The 14557-nt window shown below is 65.1% G+C and carries 14 protein-coding genes; 13 read left to right on the top strand and 1 reads right to left on the bottom strand.

Annotated elements, in window-relative coordinates:
- Positions 1-281: 281 nt before the first annotated feature.
- From rpoZ to ACQR1E_RS25320, 13 genes are all read left to right on the top strand, one after another.
- Positions 282-674, top strand: a complete 393-nt coding sequence (gene rpoZ / locus ACQR1E_RS25380) for a DNA-directed RNA polymerase subunit omega (RefSeq protein WP_006612728.1) — start codon at positions 282-284, stop codon at positions 672-674.
- 169 nt (positions 675-843) lie between these two features.
- On the top strand, positions 844-3144 hold the full coding sequence (locus ACQR1E_RS25375) for a RelA/SpoT family protein (RefSeq protein ID WP_315711393.1): 2301 nt from the start codon (positions 844-846) through the stop codon (positions 3142-3144).
- Positions 3145-3225: 81 nt separating this feature from the next.
- Positions 3226-4008 carry a pyridoxine 5'-phosphate synthase gene (locus tag ACQR1E_RS25370; protein ID WP_315827226.1) on the top strand — a complete coding sequence of 261 codons (783 nt, stop codon included), beginning with the start codon at positions 3226-3228 and terminating at the stop codon, positions 4006-4008.
- On the top strand, positions 4005-4424 hold the full coding sequence (gene acpS / locus ACQR1E_RS25365) for a holo-ACP synthase (protein WP_315711397.1): 420 nt from the start codon (positions 4005-4007) through the stop codon (positions 4422-4424). Before ACQR1E_RS25370 ends, acpS begins: the two co-directional genes overlap by 4 nt.
- A gap of 285 nt (positions 4425-4709) precedes the next feature.
- A complete protein-coding gene (gene lepB / locus ACQR1E_RS25360; protein WP_315711399.1) occupies positions 4710-5471 on the top strand; it encodes a signal peptidase I in 762 nt (253 codons plus the stop codon).
- The gene (gene rnc / locus ACQR1E_RS25355; RefSeq protein WP_316188499.1) at positions 5468-6553 is read left to right on the top strand and encodes a ribonuclease III; all 1086 of its coding nucleotides are present in this window, start codon (positions 5468-5470) and stop codon (positions 6551-6553) included. The genes lepB and rnc overlap by 4 nt, the downstream gene beginning before the upstream one ends.
- A complete protein-coding gene (gene era, locus ACQR1E_RS25350; protein ID WP_316159549.1) occupies positions 6543-7469 on the top strand; it encodes a GTPase Era in 927 nt (308 codons plus the stop codon). The genes rnc and era overlap by 11 nt, the downstream gene beginning before the upstream one ends.
- A gap of 2 nt (positions 7470-7471) precedes the next feature.
- Entirely contained in the window at positions 7472-7852 is a 381-nt protein-coding gene (locus ACQR1E_RS25345) for a hypothetical protein (RefSeq protein ID WP_434897701.1), read from the top strand.
- Positions 7853-7997: 145 nt separating this feature from the next.
- On the top strand, positions 7998-8738 hold the full coding sequence (gene recO, locus ACQR1E_RS25340; RefSeq protein ID WP_315827223.1) for a DNA repair protein RecO: 741 nt from the start codon (positions 7998-8000) through the stop codon (positions 8736-8738).
- A 293-nt stretch (positions 8739-9031) separates the two neighbouring features.
- Positions 9032-10780: a phospholipase D-like domain-containing protein gene (locus ACQR1E_RS25335; protein WP_434897700.1), complete on the top strand. Its 1749-nt coding sequence runs from the start codon at positions 9032-9034 to the stop codon at positions 10778-10780.
- Between the two features lie 30 nt (positions 10781-10810).
- Positions 10811-11857, top strand: coding sequence for a DUF2278 family protein (locus ACQR1E_RS25330; RefSeq protein WP_315711407.1), 1047 nt, complete (start codon positions 10811-10813; stop codon positions 11855-11857).
- Between the two features lie 148 nt (positions 11858-12005).
- Positions 12006-12992, top strand: a complete 987-nt coding sequence (locus ACQR1E_RS25325) for a glutathione S-transferase family protein (protein ID WP_316171397.1) — start codon at positions 12006-12008, stop codon at positions 12990-12992.
- A 9-nt stretch (positions 12993-13001) separates the two neighbouring features.
- Positions 13002-13412: an ACT domain-containing protein gene (locus tag ACQR1E_RS25320; RefSeq protein WP_315827219.1), complete on the top strand. Its 411-nt coding sequence runs from the start codon at positions 13002-13004 to the stop codon at positions 13410-13412.
- Between the two features lie 21 nt (positions 13413-13433).
- Here ACQR1E_RS25320 and ACQR1E_RS25315 read toward each other — a convergent pair whose 3' ends face one another.
- Entirely contained in the window at positions 13434-14492 is a 1059-nt protein-coding gene (locus ACQR1E_RS25315) for a LysR family transcriptional regulator (protein WP_315827218.1), read from the bottom strand.
- Between the last annotated feature and the right edge of the window lie 65 nt (positions 14493-14557).

Below are 14557 nucleotides of genomic sequence, written 5' to 3'. Positions count from 1 at the left end.
AAGATACTGCCAAGGCGTCGGCGGTCCATCTGGTGTGAGGTTACCGCAAACAGGAGTGGTCGGGGCAACAAAGGCGCACTTGTGACGACGTAATGAAGCGTTTTCTTGTCCAAGGCCCGAATTCCACGGGTCTGGACGGAGCGCCAGTCAAGGTTGCCGAATTCGGTACTCCTTGCCCCTTACCGAACCCTGACGCCAGTTTTGCCTTGCGAAAGCCGGCCAGCCTCTATAACTAGCCCAGCATAATCAGCATATTAAGCACACAAAGGACCGGAGCGACAATGGCGCGCGTCACTGTGGAAGATTGTATCGATAAAGTCGACAACCGGTTCGACCTGGTTCTCCTGGCCGCGCATCGCGCGCGCATGATCTCATCAGGATCGCAACTTACAATTGATAGAGATAATGACAAGAATCCCGTCGTCGCACTCCGGGAAATTGCGGATTCGACCATTTCTCCCGAGGATCTGAAGGAAGAGCTGGTGCATTCGCTGCAGAAGTTCGTCGAGGTCGACGAGCCGGAGCCGGACACGGTGCCGCTGATCGGCTCGGCCGGTGCCAGCGTCGATGCCGACGACACCGAGGTCGCCGTCGAGCGCATGACCGAGGAAGAGCTGCTGAAGGGCCTCGAGGGCCTCGCTCCGCCGGAAGAACAGCCGGAAGAGGACGAGTGACGGTCTCGTCACCGTCAGCGCGAGCTCCAGCTAACTTGTGAGAATGTGAAGGCCCGGACCACGTCCGGGCCTTTGCATTTGAACGTGATTCCGTGATTACCATAGGGCTGCGCCGAGCGCCTGCCATCCGGCAGATTTGGTCACGAAGATAAAGGTTTAGTCATTTTCCATGGTGGTTTCGGGCCACACTCCTCAGCAGATGCAGGCGGCGGCCGAATCGGCCGCGTTGGCGCCTCCGCCGCCGGCTGAGCGGCCGCGGCCGCCGAAGCCGCGCTCCCGCATGATGCGGCAGTACGATCTCGTGGAACGGGTCCGCTCCTACAATCCGGATACGAACGAGGACCTGCTCAACCGCGCCTACGTGTACGCCATGAAGGCGCATGGGTCGCAGACCCGCGCGTCGGGCGACCCGTATTTCACGCATCCGCTCGAGGTCGCGGCCATTTTGACCGACCTGAAGCTGGACGACGCCACCATCGTCGCGGCGCTGCTGCACGACACGATCGAGGACACCGAGGCGACCCGCGCCGAGATCGACCGCTTCTTCGGCCCCGAGATCGGTGCGCTCGTCGAAGGCTTGACCAAGCTGAAGCGGCTCGAGCTGGTCTCGCGCGAGGCCAAGCAGGCCGAGAATCTGCGCAAGCTCCTGCTGGCGATCGCCGACGACGTGCGTGTGCTGCTGGTCAAGCTCGCGGATCGCTTGCATAACATGCGCACGCTGGAGTTCGTGCCGGAGGCATCGCGGCGGCGGATTGCCGAGGAGACGCTCGACATCTACGCGCCGCTGGCGGGCCGGATGGGCATGCAGGAGATGCGCGAGGAACTCGAGGATCTCTCGTTCCGGACGCTCGACCCGCAGGCCTATAGCGTGGTGATGCAGCGGCTCGATGCGCTGGCGGAGCGCAACCGCAACCTGATCGGCGAAATCGAGAGCCAGCTGGCCCGCAAGTTTCGCGAACACGGCCTCACCGCGCGGGTGTTCGGCCGCCGCAAGCGGCCATTCTCGATCTGGACCAAGATGGAACGCAAATCCATCGGCTTCGAGCAGCTGTCCGACATCTTCGGCTTTCGCGTCATCATGCCGGATCTGGAATCCTGCTATCGTGCGCTCGGTATCGTGCATACGACCTGGCCTGTCGTGCCCGGCCGCTTCAAGGACTACATCTCGACGCCGAAGCAGAACGACTATCGCTCGATCCACACGACCGTGATCGGCCCGGGCAAGCAGCGCGTCGAGCTGCAGATCCGCACCGAGGAGATGGATCAGATCGCCGAACTCGGCATCGCCGCCCACGCCTTCTACAAGGACGACCTCGCCTCGCCGACGGAACGGCTGAAGCGCGAATCGAACGCCTTCGCCTGGCTCCGCCACACCATCGGCATCCTTTCGGAGAGCGCCAACCCCGAAGAGTTCCTCGAGCACACCAAGCTCGAGCTGTTTCACGATCAGGTGTTCTGCTTCACGCCGAAGGGCAAGCTGATCGCGCTGCCACGCCACGCAAACGTGATCGACTTCGCCTATGCGGTGCATACCGACGTCGGCAACAGCGCCGTCGGCTGCAAGATCAACGGCAAGTTCGCGGCGCTGTCGTCGGAGCTGCAGAACGGCGACGAGGTGGAAGTGCTGACCTCGGATGCGCAGTCGGCGCCGCCCTCGGCCTGGGAAACGCTCGCCATCACCGGCAAGGCACGCGCCGCCATCCGGCGCGCCACCCGAACCGCCGTGCGCGATCAATATGCCGGGCTGGGCCGGCGCATCGTCGAACGCCTGTTCGAACGGACCAAGCTCGAATATGCCGACGACAAGCTCAAGGGCGCGCTGCCGCGTCTGGCGCGCGCCTCGATCGAGGACGTGATGGCGGCGGTCGGCCGCGGCGAGATCAAGGCCTCCGACGTCGCGCGCGCGATGTATCCGGACTACAAGGAAGAGCGCGTCGTGCGCTACGGCGCCAAGAAGACGGCCGCCGCGCCGGCGGCCAAGGCTGCCGCGCCCGCGGCCGAGCCTCATCGCGGCCCGTTCGCCATCCCGATCAGCGGGCTCAATTCCGGCCTGCCGGTGAAGTTCGCGCCGAACGGTGGCGCCGTGCCGGGCGACCGCATCGTCGGCATCGTGACGCCGGGCGAGGGGATCACGATCTATCCGATCCAGTCGCCGGCGCTGAAGGATTTCGAGGAGGAGCCGGAGCGCTGGCTCGACGTGCGCTGGGATGTCGACGAGACCTCGCCGCAGCGCTTTCCGGCGCGCATTCGCGTCGAGAACGTCAACGAGCCCGGCAGCCTCGCCCAGGTCGCCACCGTGATCGCCGAGCATGACGGCAACATCGACAACATCAGCATGAGCCGCCGCTCGCCTGACTTCACCGAGCTCACGATCGATCTCGAGGTCTACGACCTCAAGCATCTCTCGGCGATCATCAACCAGTTGCGCGCCAAGACCATCGTGGCGCGGGTCGACCGGGTGAATGGCTAATCTGCGGGGATGGCTGCGGCGTTCTGCTTCGGGATGCGCTAAACAAGCCGAAGTCTATTCGAAAGTCCTGCGAGCCGGCCCATGTCCGATCCGTCGAAGTCACATCCTCCGAAGCTGCGCCTCGGCGTCAACGTCGACCACATCGCCACCTTGCGAAATGCCCGCGGCGGCCGCAGCCCCGATCCGGTGCGCGCCGCGCTGCTCGCGATCGAGGCCGGGGCCGACGGCATCACGGCGCATCTGCGCGAGGACCGCCGGCACATCCGCGACGACGACATGGCGCGGCTGAAGGCCGAGATCTCCAAGCCGCTGAACTTCGAGATGGCGGCCACCGAGGAGATGGTGCGGATCGCGCTCGCGACGCGCCCGCATGCCTGCTGCCTGGTGCCGGAGCGGCGCGAGGAGCTGACCACCGAGGGCGGCCTCGACGTGGTCGGCCAGCACAAGGCGCTGGCGCCGGCGATCGCCCGGCTGAGCGATGCCGGCATCCGGGTGTCGCTGTTCATCGCCGCCGACCCGGCGCAGATCGAGATGGCGGCGCGACTGCGCGCGCCCGTGATCGAGATCCACACCGGCGGCTGGTGCGATGCCATCACCGACGGCCACCACGACAAGGCGGAGGTGGAGTGGGAGCGGATCGTGACCGGCGCCCGGCAGGCCTATGCGGCCGGGCTCGAGGTCCATGCCGGCCACGGGCTCGACTATGTCACCGCCGAGCGGATCGCGGCGTTGCCGGAGATCGTCGAGCTCAACATCGGCTACTTCATGATGGGGGAGGCGCTGTTCGTGGGCCTCGCCGAGACCGTCCGGACCATGCGCGCGGCCATGGATCGTGGCCGGGCGCGGCTGGGGACATCGGCATGATCATCGGCATCGGCTCCGACCTGATCGACATCCGCCGCGTGGCTGAGGTGATGGACCGGCACGGCGAGCGCTTCCTGAACCGGATCTTCACCGCGGCCGAGCGCGCCAAGGCCGAGCGGCGGGCCAAGAACGAGAAGATGGTGGTCGCCACCTACGCCAAGCGGTTCGCCGCCAAGGAGGCCTGCGCCAAGGCGCTCGGCACCGGCATCCGTCACGGGGTGTGGTGGCGCGACATGGGCGTCGTCAATCTGCCCGGCGGCCGGCCGACCATGCAGCTCACGGGTGGCGCAGCCGAACGGCTGAAGGCGCTGACCCCCGAGGGCCACGAGCCGCGCATCGACCTGTCGATCACCGACGACTGGCCGCTGGCGCAAGCCTTCGTCATAATTTCGGCGGTGCGCCGCGAGACATCCTGAAGGGCGGCCGCCCGCAGGAAAAACAAAAATGCGATCGATTCCAGCGAGTTATGTAGTTTTGATACGGCGATTGATTGCGCGGCCCCGCGCAGTCGTCTAAAACCCGCCGGGATCGAACCGGCTGCATCACGGGCGGATTCTGGGTCAAACCGGAGTTGGCCTTAACCACCAGAATCAGGACAGACTCCCTTAAGCCGCGGAACGGTATGGTGTTCGCGGACGGAGGGGTGTTCGGCAACGGCTGGCGAATCGTCGGACCATTCGCCAAGGGACATTGAAAGAGCGATGAGCGTGACCTCCGGAACCAAGACTGAGAGCGGCCTCGGTGAAACCGTTCGTGTCGTCGTTCATGCGCTGCTGATCGCGTTGGTGATCCGCACCTTCCTATTCCAGCCGTTCAACATCCCCTCGGGATCGATGAAGGCGACCCTGCTGGTCGGCGACTATCTGTTCGTATCGAAATATTCGTACGGCTATAGCCACTACTCGATTCCGCTGTCGCCCCCGATTTTCTCGGGCCGCATCTTCGGCTCGGAGCCGAACCGCGGCGACATCGTCGTGTTTCGTCTGCCCAAGGACGACACCACCGACTACATCAAGCGGGTGATCGGCCTGCCTGGCGACCGCATCCAGGTGCGCGAAGGGCTGCTCTACATCAACGACAAGCCGGTGCAGCGCGAGCGGCTCTCCGATTTCATCGGCGAGGATCCCTGCGGGCAGCCGGACTCGACCGCGCGCGTCAAGCGCTGGAAGGAGACCCTGCCGAACGGCGTCAGCTATGAGACGCTGGACTGCGTCGACAATGGCTATGTCGACAACACCGCGGTGTATACCGTGCCGGCCGGCAACTTCTTCATGATGGGCGACAACCGCGACAACTCGACCGACAGCCGCTTCCTCAGCCAGGTCGGCTACGTGCCGTTCGAGAACATCGTCGGCCGTGCGCAGCTGATCTTCTTTTCCATTGCCGAAGGCGAGCATGCCTGGGCGTTCTGGCGCTGGCCGGTATCGGTGCGCTGGAATCGAATCTTCAAATTCGTGCGATGATCGACGACTCACCCGAAATCCAGACCACGCAGGCTGCCGCATCGAGCCCGCAACCCGGCACGGGTGCGCTGGAGGCAACGCCCAAGGCCGCGTCGCGGCCGAAGTCCGAGATCAAGCCTGAGCAGAAGAGCGAGCCCAAGGCCGAGCCCAAGACCGAGCCAAAGGCCGATTCCAAGACCGACGCGAAGCCGGTCTCCAAGCCAGACATGAAGACCGTCGAGTCTGAATCGGTGCCCGCTCGCCCGACCGAGGATGGGGCGGACCCGACCGCGCTCGTTGCCGAGGCCGATTCCGACGGCAAGCCGCGCAGCAAGGCGAAGGGCGGTCGCCGTACCAAGAGCGCGGGGACCAGCGCCGCCAAGGGCGCCAAGGCTGCGGACAAGGCCGCCAATGCCGCGATCGAGGCGCGCATCGGCCATCACTTTGCCGATCCCTCGCTGCTCAGCACCGCTTTTACCCACGTCTCGGCGCTGAAATCGTCCAAGAAGCGCGGCGACAGCTATCAGCGGCTCGAATTCCTCGGCGATCACGTGCTCGGCCTGATTGTGTCCGACATGCTGTACCGCTCGTTTCCGAGCGCGGACGAGGGCGAGCTGTCGAAGCGGCTCGCCGATCTCGTGCGCAAGGAGAGCTGTGCCGACGTCGCCAAGTCGCTCGGCCTGCTCGACGACATCAAGCTCGGCGCAGTCGGCGCCGGCGCCGGGGCGCGGTTGCGCAAGTCGGTGCTGGGCGACGTCTGCGAGGCGGTGATCGGCGCGATCTTCCTCGACGGCGGCTACACGGCCGCCGCTGGATTCGTCGAGCGCAACTGGACCGAGCGCATGCACAAGCCGCGGCGCCCGCTCCGCGATCCGAAAACGGTGCTGCAGGAATGGGCGCAGGGCAAGGGCCTGCCCACCCCGGTGTACCGGGAGGTGGAGCGCACCGGCCCGCATCACGATCCGCAGTTCCGTGTCGCCGTCGACCTGCCGGGGCTGGAGCCGGCCGAAGGCATCGGCGGCTCCAAGCGGGCGGCAGAAAAGGTGGCGGCATCGGTCATGATCGAGCGCGAAGGCGTCAGCGGCGGCAGCAATGACGGCTGAACAACAATCGGTGCCGGCTGCCGGGACCCGCTGCGGTTTCGTCGCGCTGATCGGCGCGCCCAATGTCGGCAAATCGACGCTCGTCAACGCGCTGGTCGGCTCCAAGGTCACGATCGTCTCGCGCAAGGTACAGACGACGCGGGCACTGATCCGCGGCATCGTCATCGAAGGCGCGTCTCAGATCATCCTGGTCGACACCCCCGGCATTTTCGCGCCGAAGCGCAGGCTGGACCGCGCCATGGTCACGACGGCCTGGAGCGGGGCGCATGATGCCGATCTCGTCTGCGTGCTGCTCGATGCCAAGAAGGGCATCGACGATGAGGCGCAGGCCATCATCGACAAGGCGGCTGCGGTCGCGCACGAGAAGATCCTGGTGGTCAACAAGGTCGACCTGGTGCCGCGCGAAAAGCTGCTGGCGCTGGTCGCGGCTGCCAACGAGAAGCTGCCGTTCGCGCGCACCTTCATGATCTCGGCGATCTCCGGCGACGGGGTCGACGATCTCAGGCGGGCCTTGGCGGAGATGGTGCCGCCCGGTCCGTTTCACTATCCCGAGGACCAGATGTCGGACGCGCCGATGCGGCACCTCGCGGCCGAGATCACCCGTGAGAAGATCTATTCGCATCTGCATCAGGAGCTGCCCTACCAGTCCACGGTCGAGACCGACAGCTGGACCGAGCGCAAGGACGGCTCGATCCGCATCGAGCAGACGATCTTCGTGGAGCGGGACAGCCAGCGCAAGATCGTGCTCGGCAAGGGCGGTGCGACGATCAAGTCGATCGGCGCGCAGGCGCGCAAGGAAATCGCAGAGATCACCGGCGTGCCGGTGCACCTGTTCCTGTTCGTGAAGGTGCGTGAGAACTGGGGCGATGATCCCGACCGCTACCGGGAGATGGGGCTCGAGTTCCCCAGGGAATGACAATGAGCGTGCCGCGCAACGTGTTGTGGTTCGAAGTGCTGCTCTACATCTCGCTGATGCTGGACGCGCTGTCGGTTGCGGTCTCCGACCGGACGCCGACCTTCGACGTAACCGAGGACATGATCACCGCGCAGACCGTGCTCAACGGGGTGGTCATCCTGCTGCTGTTCTATTTCGTCTATCTGGCGGCGCAGCGCCGCAGGAACTGGCCGCGCTGGGTGCTGCTGGGGGCGCTGGTGCTGTCCGACATCTTCCTGGTGCAGGTGATCGGGCAGAAGGGCATGACGCTCGATGCCGGCATCGAGGTCATTTCCTGCGCGCTGACGACGATGGGCTTGTACTATTCGTTCACGGGCGATGCGCGCGGCTGGTTCAACGCGTGACACGGCTGGGCTGATGTCGCCGATCATGCGGAATTTGCGACCGCGCGCGACGCCTCGCGCGTGACGCGATCCAGACGTCCTGCGCCGTGCTGGATGCTTTCGCTTCGCTCGCAATGACGGTGTTTGCCGGGGGGCCGCTCGCTTCATGGAATGGACCGACGATGGCATCGTGCTGGGCGTGCGGCGGCACGGCGAATCCTCGGCGGTCGTCGAGCTGCTGACCCGCGAGCATGGCCGGCATCTCGGTCTCGTGCGCGGGGCGAGCGGCAAGCGCATGCGGCCGGTGCTGCAGCCGGGCAACACGGTGCGCGCTATCTGGCGCGCGCGGCTCGACGAGCATCTCGGCATGTACGCCATCGACGCGCTGACCTTGCGGGCGGCGGGGCTGATCTCCGCGCAACACGGCGCCTACGGCGTGACGCATCTTGCCTCGCTGGCCCGGCTGTTGCCGGAGCGCGATCCGCACGAAGACATGTACCTGCGGCTCGAACATGCGCTCGATGATTTCGAGGATGCGGGCGGCGCCGCCGCCCACATCGTGCGCTTCGAACTGGCGATCCTCGCCGAACTCGGCTTCGGGCTCGATCTCGACTCTTGCGCTGCGACCGGCGAGACCTCGGACCTGATCTACGTATCGCCGAAGTCGGGCGGCGCGGTGTCGCGCACGGCCGGGGCGCCATGGGCCGACCGGCTGCTGCCGCTGCCGCCCTTCCTGCGCGAGAGCGAGCAGGGCCATGGCTGGTCGCAGCAGGATCTGCTCGACGGTTTCCGGCTGACCGGCATGTTCCTTCTCCGTCACGTGTTGGAGCCGCGCGGGCAGGGCCATTCCGACGCCCGCGAGGGCTTCATCAACGCCGTGACGCGGGCAAGGCCCGCCTCGCGATAGGGCTCGTTTTCGACGTTCGTCGTCATGCGCCCGCGCGCTCGTTCGCCAACGTCGAGACTGACGACACACGCGCCGGCATCACGGCAAAGCTGATCCGGATACCGTCTCCGACTGTGACGTCATTCACATCCGCCTTCACATGACCGACGTAGGATCATGCAACAATCCTGGTTGATGAACATTTTCACATCATTTTGAAGTTGCGTCGTCCGCGGCTCATGGCGAAGATTGCAGCCCTTCGGCGAGATGCGTTTCGTGCGCGCCTTTTTTCATCACCGTGGGGCATTTCGATCATGAGCGATTTCGAGAACAGCAAATCCAGCAACGGGTTCACGTCCAAGCTGTGGCGTGGAGAGCGCATGACGATGATCGGCTTCGACGTCGCCGAGCCCGAACCCGATCTTGTCGGATTCTCGATCGAGGTGAAGTCGCCGGGCGCGCGGGATTTTTCCCAGTTGCGCAACAGGATCGCGTTTTCCTATCCGGCCGGGGCCGGCGCGGAGGTCGACGGCAACCGGAATTTCCCGTCGACCGAGGCACCGTTCCAGAAATTCCGCTGGATCCACTTTCCCTACCGGCCCAAGGATGGCGTCTATACGTATCGCGTCGCCAAGCAGCACATGCGCAACGACGGCACGCTCGTGGCAGGGACCAGCCTCACGCTCGACATTGCGCAGAGCGCGGTCACCTATGATGGCCTCATCGACATCGGTTTCACCCGCAACTTCGCCTCGTCTCAGGCCTATCGCGATCAGTTCGGCAACAATGCCGAGATCATCCCCGTCGAGAGCCGCGACGGGCCGAGCTTCGAGAAGCTCGACCTCGCCAACGAGGCCGGCGACAGCGTCTATGAGTGGCTGGGGTTCGAGGCCTACGACCTCCTGTTCGGCTTTTTGAAAGACGCCCTGGCGGATCCCGGGCTCACGCTCGACGTGATGGCCTATGACCTCAATGAGCCCGACGTGATCGGCCTGCTGGAGCAGTTCGGCCCGCGGCTGCGCGCGATCATCGACGACTCCAACGCCAAGGATAACAGCCACAAGCTGCCCGGCAGCGCGGAATCGCGCAGCGCCAAGCGCTTCAAGCAGGCGGGTGCTGCCGTGCTGCGCACGCATTTCAGCAATCTCCAGCACAACAAGGTCCTGATCACGCGCCGCAACGGCAAGCCCGAGAAGGTGCTGTGCGGCTCGACCAATTTCACGTTCCGCGGCCTCTATATTCAGGCCAACAACATGCTGGTCTTTCATTCGCCTGATGTCGCCGGGCTGTTCGGCGAGATGTTCGACATCGCCTTCGAGGACCCCTCGCTCTTCCGGAAGAATGATTTCTCCAAGAAATGGCACGCCGTCCATTCCGAGGGAAAGCCCACCGTGCAGCTCTGCTTCTCGCCGCACCAGGCCACCGATCTCTCGCTCAATCCGATCCGGGCCGCGATCGATCAGGCCTCCTCGTCGGTGTTCTACTCGGTCGCGTTTCTGAGCCAGCTCGGCGACGGTCCGACCAAGGAGGCGTTCGACCGCGTGATGGAGCGGCCGATCTTCAGCTACGGCACGGTCGACAAGCGCGGCGCCCTGGAGCTGCGCAAGCCCGACGGCTCGATCGGTCTCGTCGATTTCGCCTATCTCGCGAGCAAGGCGCCGGAGCCGTTCCGCAGCGAATGGTCCGGCGGCAAGGGCCGCAACATCCATCACAAGTTCCTGGTGACCGATTTCAGCCTGCCGACCGCGAAAGTGTTCACCGGATCGAGCAACTTCTCGCCGAGCGGCGAGAAGGGCAACGGCGACCATCTCCTCATGATCGAGGACCGAAAGATCGCGACGTCCTATGCGATCGAGGCCACCCGCGTGTTCGATCACCTGCAGTTTCGCAACCGGATGCGCGACGCGTTCCACGGCAAGTCCGAGCGGCAGCGCGCTGCATCCGCGCCTGCCGCGATCACGCTGCGCAAGCCGACCGCATTGTCCGGCAAGCCGGCCTGGTTCGAGCGCTTCTATGTCGAGGGGTCGCAGGCTGAACGCGATCGATTGCTGTTCTCGTCCTAGATGTCGCTACGGACAGAGTTGGAGACGACCATGCCATTGAATGACTATTCGCTTCTCAAGGGTCGGCCCATCAACAATCGTCTGGCGACGGGAAGCAGTCCGCACTATCAGGTGCAGGTCTCGGCCGGCGGTGAGCTCTATCGGATCGCCATCAATGTCCGCTCCCAGGATGGCAGCGAGGTCGAATTCCTGGTCCGCTCGCGCTTCGAACATCCAATCGTCGACGACCTGAAGGCGTTTTCGGAAGGGCTGCATCCGTTGGAGAGCAAGCCCGGCGGCGTGGCGCTCGATTTCATCCGGGGCAATCTGATGCAGCCATGGGAGCTGAAGCCGCTGCCACTGTCGGCCGCGGGCCCCGACAACGATCTCAACGAGAAGATCGACGCCTACGTTCAGCGCGCCATGTCCGACGAGATGGCTCTCATCTATGCCTTCGGCGTCGCATGGGGACCGGAGGAGAAGGCGGACCGCTATTTCGGCTTCAAGCCCGGCCGCGGTATCCACGACATCCATTTCAACCAGGGCAATCCGCCCGGCCAATATGCCAAGGACAACGGTCCCTGGCAGGATGGCGGACTGCTCTTCGAGTTTCCCGACCAGCAGCAATGGGTCGCCATCTTCCTGAAATTCCAGACCCAGGCCTGGCATTCGGACGATGCCAGCGGAGGGGTCATCCTTCCGCCCGATCCCGATTACCCGAACGCGCCGCATACGCCTCCCGACCGCGACCACATTCCGCCGCTCGACGTGCCCGACGGGCTGGTGCGGATCATCGCGGCCTATGTCAACGACGTGCGCACGCCGGAGCACGAGACGGTCACGCTGCTGAACACCGCCGATGTCGACGTCGATCTCACCGGCTGGCAGATCAAGGACAAGCAGAAGAACGCCATGCAACTGAGCGGCATGATCGGGCGCGGCGCCACCCTGGTGGTGCCCATCGTCGCGCCGGTCGCGCTGTCGAACCGGGGCGGCATCATCACGCTGTTGAATGCCGCGGGCGTGAAGGTGCACGGCGTCTCCTATACGCGGGAACAGGCGGCGCAGCCGGGGCGCACCATCCCGTTCCAGTCGTGACCGCGTGTTCGGCGGAGCCGTCTTCTCGGAGCGTGCTCTCTGCTGGCGCAGCGGCGGGGTGACGTGTACTCCTGTCACGTAAGGGCCCAGGCGAAGGGACTGCAGGTTGCAGTCCTGCGCACAGGCCACGGTGTGAGAGGAGAGCGTCATGGGAGTCCTGGTCGACGGCCAATGGCACGACGTTTGGTACGACACGGCGGCGTCCGGCGGCCGTTTCATCCGCAAGGATTCGGCGTTCCGTAGCTTCATCACGGCTGACGGCCGTCCGGGCCCATCCGGCACCGGCGGCTTCGAGGCCGAAGCGGGCCGCTATCATCTCTATGTCAGCCTGGCCTGCCCGTGGGCTCACCGCACCCTGATCATGCGCGCGCTGAAGGGGCTCGATGACATGATTTCGGTATCGGTCGTGCACTGGCTGATGCGCGAGCAGGGCTGGACGTTTGCCGAGGGTCCGGGCGTCGTGGCCGACAGCGTCAATCACGCCGGCCTTCTGCATCAGGTCTACACCGCCGCGGAGCCGCGTTATTCCGGCCGCGTCACCGTGCCCGTGCTCTGGGACAAGCAAAACCGCACCATCGTCAACAACGAGTCGTCAGAGATCATCCGCATGCTGAACTCGGCGTTCGACGGCGTCGGCGCCAGGCAAGGCGACTATTATCCGCAAGCCCAGCGCGATGAGATCGACGCCATCAATGCGCGCGTCTACGATACGCTGAACAACGGCGTCTACAAATGCGGCTTCGCGACCACGCAATCCGCCTATGAGGAGGCGATCGGCCCGCTGTTCGCCACGCTCGACTGGCTGGAGGAGCGGCTGTCGGCGCGCCGCTTCCTGCTCGGCGACACCATGACCGAGGCCGACATCCGGCTGTTCACGACGCTGATCCGCTTCGATGCCGTCTATGTCGGCCACTTCAAGTGCAACATCCGCCGCATCGCCGACTATCGGCATCTTTCAGCCTACACGCGCGATCTCTACCAATGGCCGGGGATCGCCGCGACAGTGAATTTTGAGCACATCAAGCGGCACTACTACGAGAGCCATCGCACCATCAATCCGACCGGCATCGTCCCGGTCGGGCCGTGGCAGGATTTCACCGCGCCGCACGACCGTGCGCGCCTCGCCGGGTCCTGACGAGCTCCGATGTCCGGCGAGCGCGATCTCGACACGCTGCTGCGCACGATGTCGCCGGAGCTGCAGGATGGCGTCTTCGTGTTCTGCACGCTCAGCGCCAGCGATGCGATGGCCGCGATGCTGTCGCCGCTGATGCTGTTCCGGGAGCGCGAGGGTGACACTCTCATCGTCCGGCGCGAGGACGCCGAACGGGCAGGGCTGGCGTATCGCTTCACCTCGCGCCTGATCACGCTGTCGGTGCTATCAGCGCTCGACGCGGTGGGCTTCCTCGCCAGGGTGACAGCGGCGCTGGCTGCTGCTGGCATCAGTGTCAACGCGGTCTCGGCCTTTCATCATGATCACCTGTTCGTACCCGAAGCGCAGGCAGAGCAGGCAATGCGGGTTCTGGAGGAGATGTCGCGCCGCGCGGCCGTCGGATGATGGCGCAGGGCCACGCCCCGGTCAGGCTTTGCTCCTGGTATGACTTCGCGACCGGTTGCGCTGGGGTGCACCCGGCTTCTTGCGTGATCTCGGCCGAGATCGATGCGCGTTGCGTGCGGCGCGCGGAGCCGGCGGCCGGCGCGGTCCGGTCAGCATTTGCGCGGCTTGCGCGCGCACCATGTCCATCAGCATCATCGCCGCCGGCGACAGGGTGCGGCCCTTTAGGCGCAGGATGCCGAACTGCGCCAGCAGCAGGTCGGATGCGCGCGGCTCTTTCAGCTCGGCCACATTGAGCCGGACCAGCTGACCGGAGGCCAGCTCGTGGGTGACGACCGCATCCCCCGCGACGAGCACGACGTCCGAGCGGACCGCCATTTGCACCAGCAGGCCGGCGTTCTCGGATTCGAGGGCGACATTGAAACCGCGTCCCCGTGGCGCGGCGATCAGGTCGTCCAGCCGCCGGCTGAAGTCCGGCGGCAGCGCGACGGAGGCGAAGTGCTGGCCGGCCAGATCGCGCGCCGACAGCTCCCGTCGCCCCGCCAACGGATGGGTCGGCCGGCAGTAGAAGTAGCCGGGAAGGCTTCCGAGCGGCTCGAGGTCCAGGCTGTCGTCGGTCCTGATGTCGGTGATGTGCGCCAGGAAGAAATCGAGCTTGCCTTGTTGCAGCACGTCCATCAGGGCGCGCCAATTGTCCTGCACCAGCTTGATGCGCACGGATGGATGCTCGGCATACAGCTGCGCCATCGCATCCGGCAGCAGCACTAGGCCCGTGAACGCGCCGACGCCCACCGTCACCTGGCCGGCATCGCCCGAGCGCAACAGCCGCATCTCGCGGCCGAGATCGTCGGCGCCCGACAACAGCGAGCGGGCCCGCGCCACCAGCCGTTCGCCGACCGCCGTGATCTCCACCGAGCGCGAGCTGCGGTCGAACAGCCGCATCCCCGCTTCGTCCTCCAGGGTCTGCAGGCTGCGGCTCAGCGCCGACTGGGTGACATGGGCGCGCTTGGCGGCCCGGGCGAAATGCCGCTCTTCCGCGAGGTAGACCAGCTGCTGCAACTGACGCAACGTTGGTGTGTGCATCGATGATCCCAGCTCATTGATCAAAGCATAACAATTCATTGGATTTCTGAGACCGTCAATTCCAA

The sequence above is a fragment of the Bradyrhizobium sp. HKCCYLRH1030 genome, from assembly GCF_051168395.1.
In the GTDB taxonomy this organism is placed as follows: Bacteria; Pseudomonadota; Alphaproteobacteria; order Rhizobiales; family Xanthobacteraceae; genus Bradyrhizobium.
This window is presented reverse-complemented; position numbering and strand designations above follow the sequence as displayed.

Coding starts and splice junctions, on each gene's coding strand:
- rpoZ (WP_006612728.1), top strand. CDS start 282: ATGGCGCGCGTCACTGTGGAAGATTGTATCGATAAAGTCGACAACCGG.
- ACQR1E_RS25375 (WP_315711393.1), top strand. CDS start 844: ATGGTGGTTTCGGGCCACACTCCTCAGCAGATGCAGGCGGCGGCCGAA.
- ACQR1E_RS25370 (WP_315827226.1), top strand. CDS start 3,226: ATGTCCGATCCGTCGAAGTCACATCCTCCGAAGCTGCGCCTCGGCGTC.
- acpS (WP_315711397.1), top strand. CDS start 4,005: ATGATCATCGGCATCGGCTCCGACCTGATCGACATCCGCCGCGTGGCT.
- lepB (WP_315711399.1), top strand. CDS start 4,710: ATGAGCGTGACCTCCGGAACCAAGACTGAGAGCGGCCTCGGTGAAACC.
- rnc (WP_316188499.1), top strand. CDS start 5,468: ATGATCGACGACTCACCCGAAATCCAGACCACGCAGGCTGCCGCATCG.
- era (WP_316159549.1), top strand. CDS start 6,543: ATGACGGCTGAACAACAATCGGTGCCGGCTGCCGGGACCCGCTGCGGT.
- ACQR1E_RS25345 (WP_434897701.1), top strand. CDS start 7,472: ATGAGCGTGCCGCGCAACGTGTTGTGGTTCGAAGTGCTGCTCTACATC.
- recO (WP_315827223.1), top strand. CDS start 7,998: ATGGAATGGACCGACGATGGCATCGTGCTGGGCGTGCGGCGGCACGGC.
- ACQR1E_RS25335 (WP_434897700.1), top strand. CDS start 9,032: ATGAGCGATTTCGAGAACAGCAAATCCAGCAACGGGTTCACGTCCAAG.
- ACQR1E_RS25330 (WP_315711407.1), top strand. CDS start 10,811: ATGCCATTGAATGACTATTCGCTTCTCAAGGGTCGGCCCATCAACAAT.
- ACQR1E_RS25325 (WP_316171397.1), top strand. CDS start 12,006: ATGGGAGTCCTGGTCGACGGCCAATGGCACGACGTTTGGTACGACACG.
- ACQR1E_RS25320 (WP_315827219.1), top strand. CDS start 13,002: ATGTCCGGCGAGCGCGATCTCGACACGCTGCTGCGCACGATGTCGCCG.
- ACQR1E_RS25315 (WP_315827218.1), bottom strand. CDS start 14,492: ATGCACACACCAACGTTGCGTCAGTTGCAGCAGCTGGTCTACCTCGCG.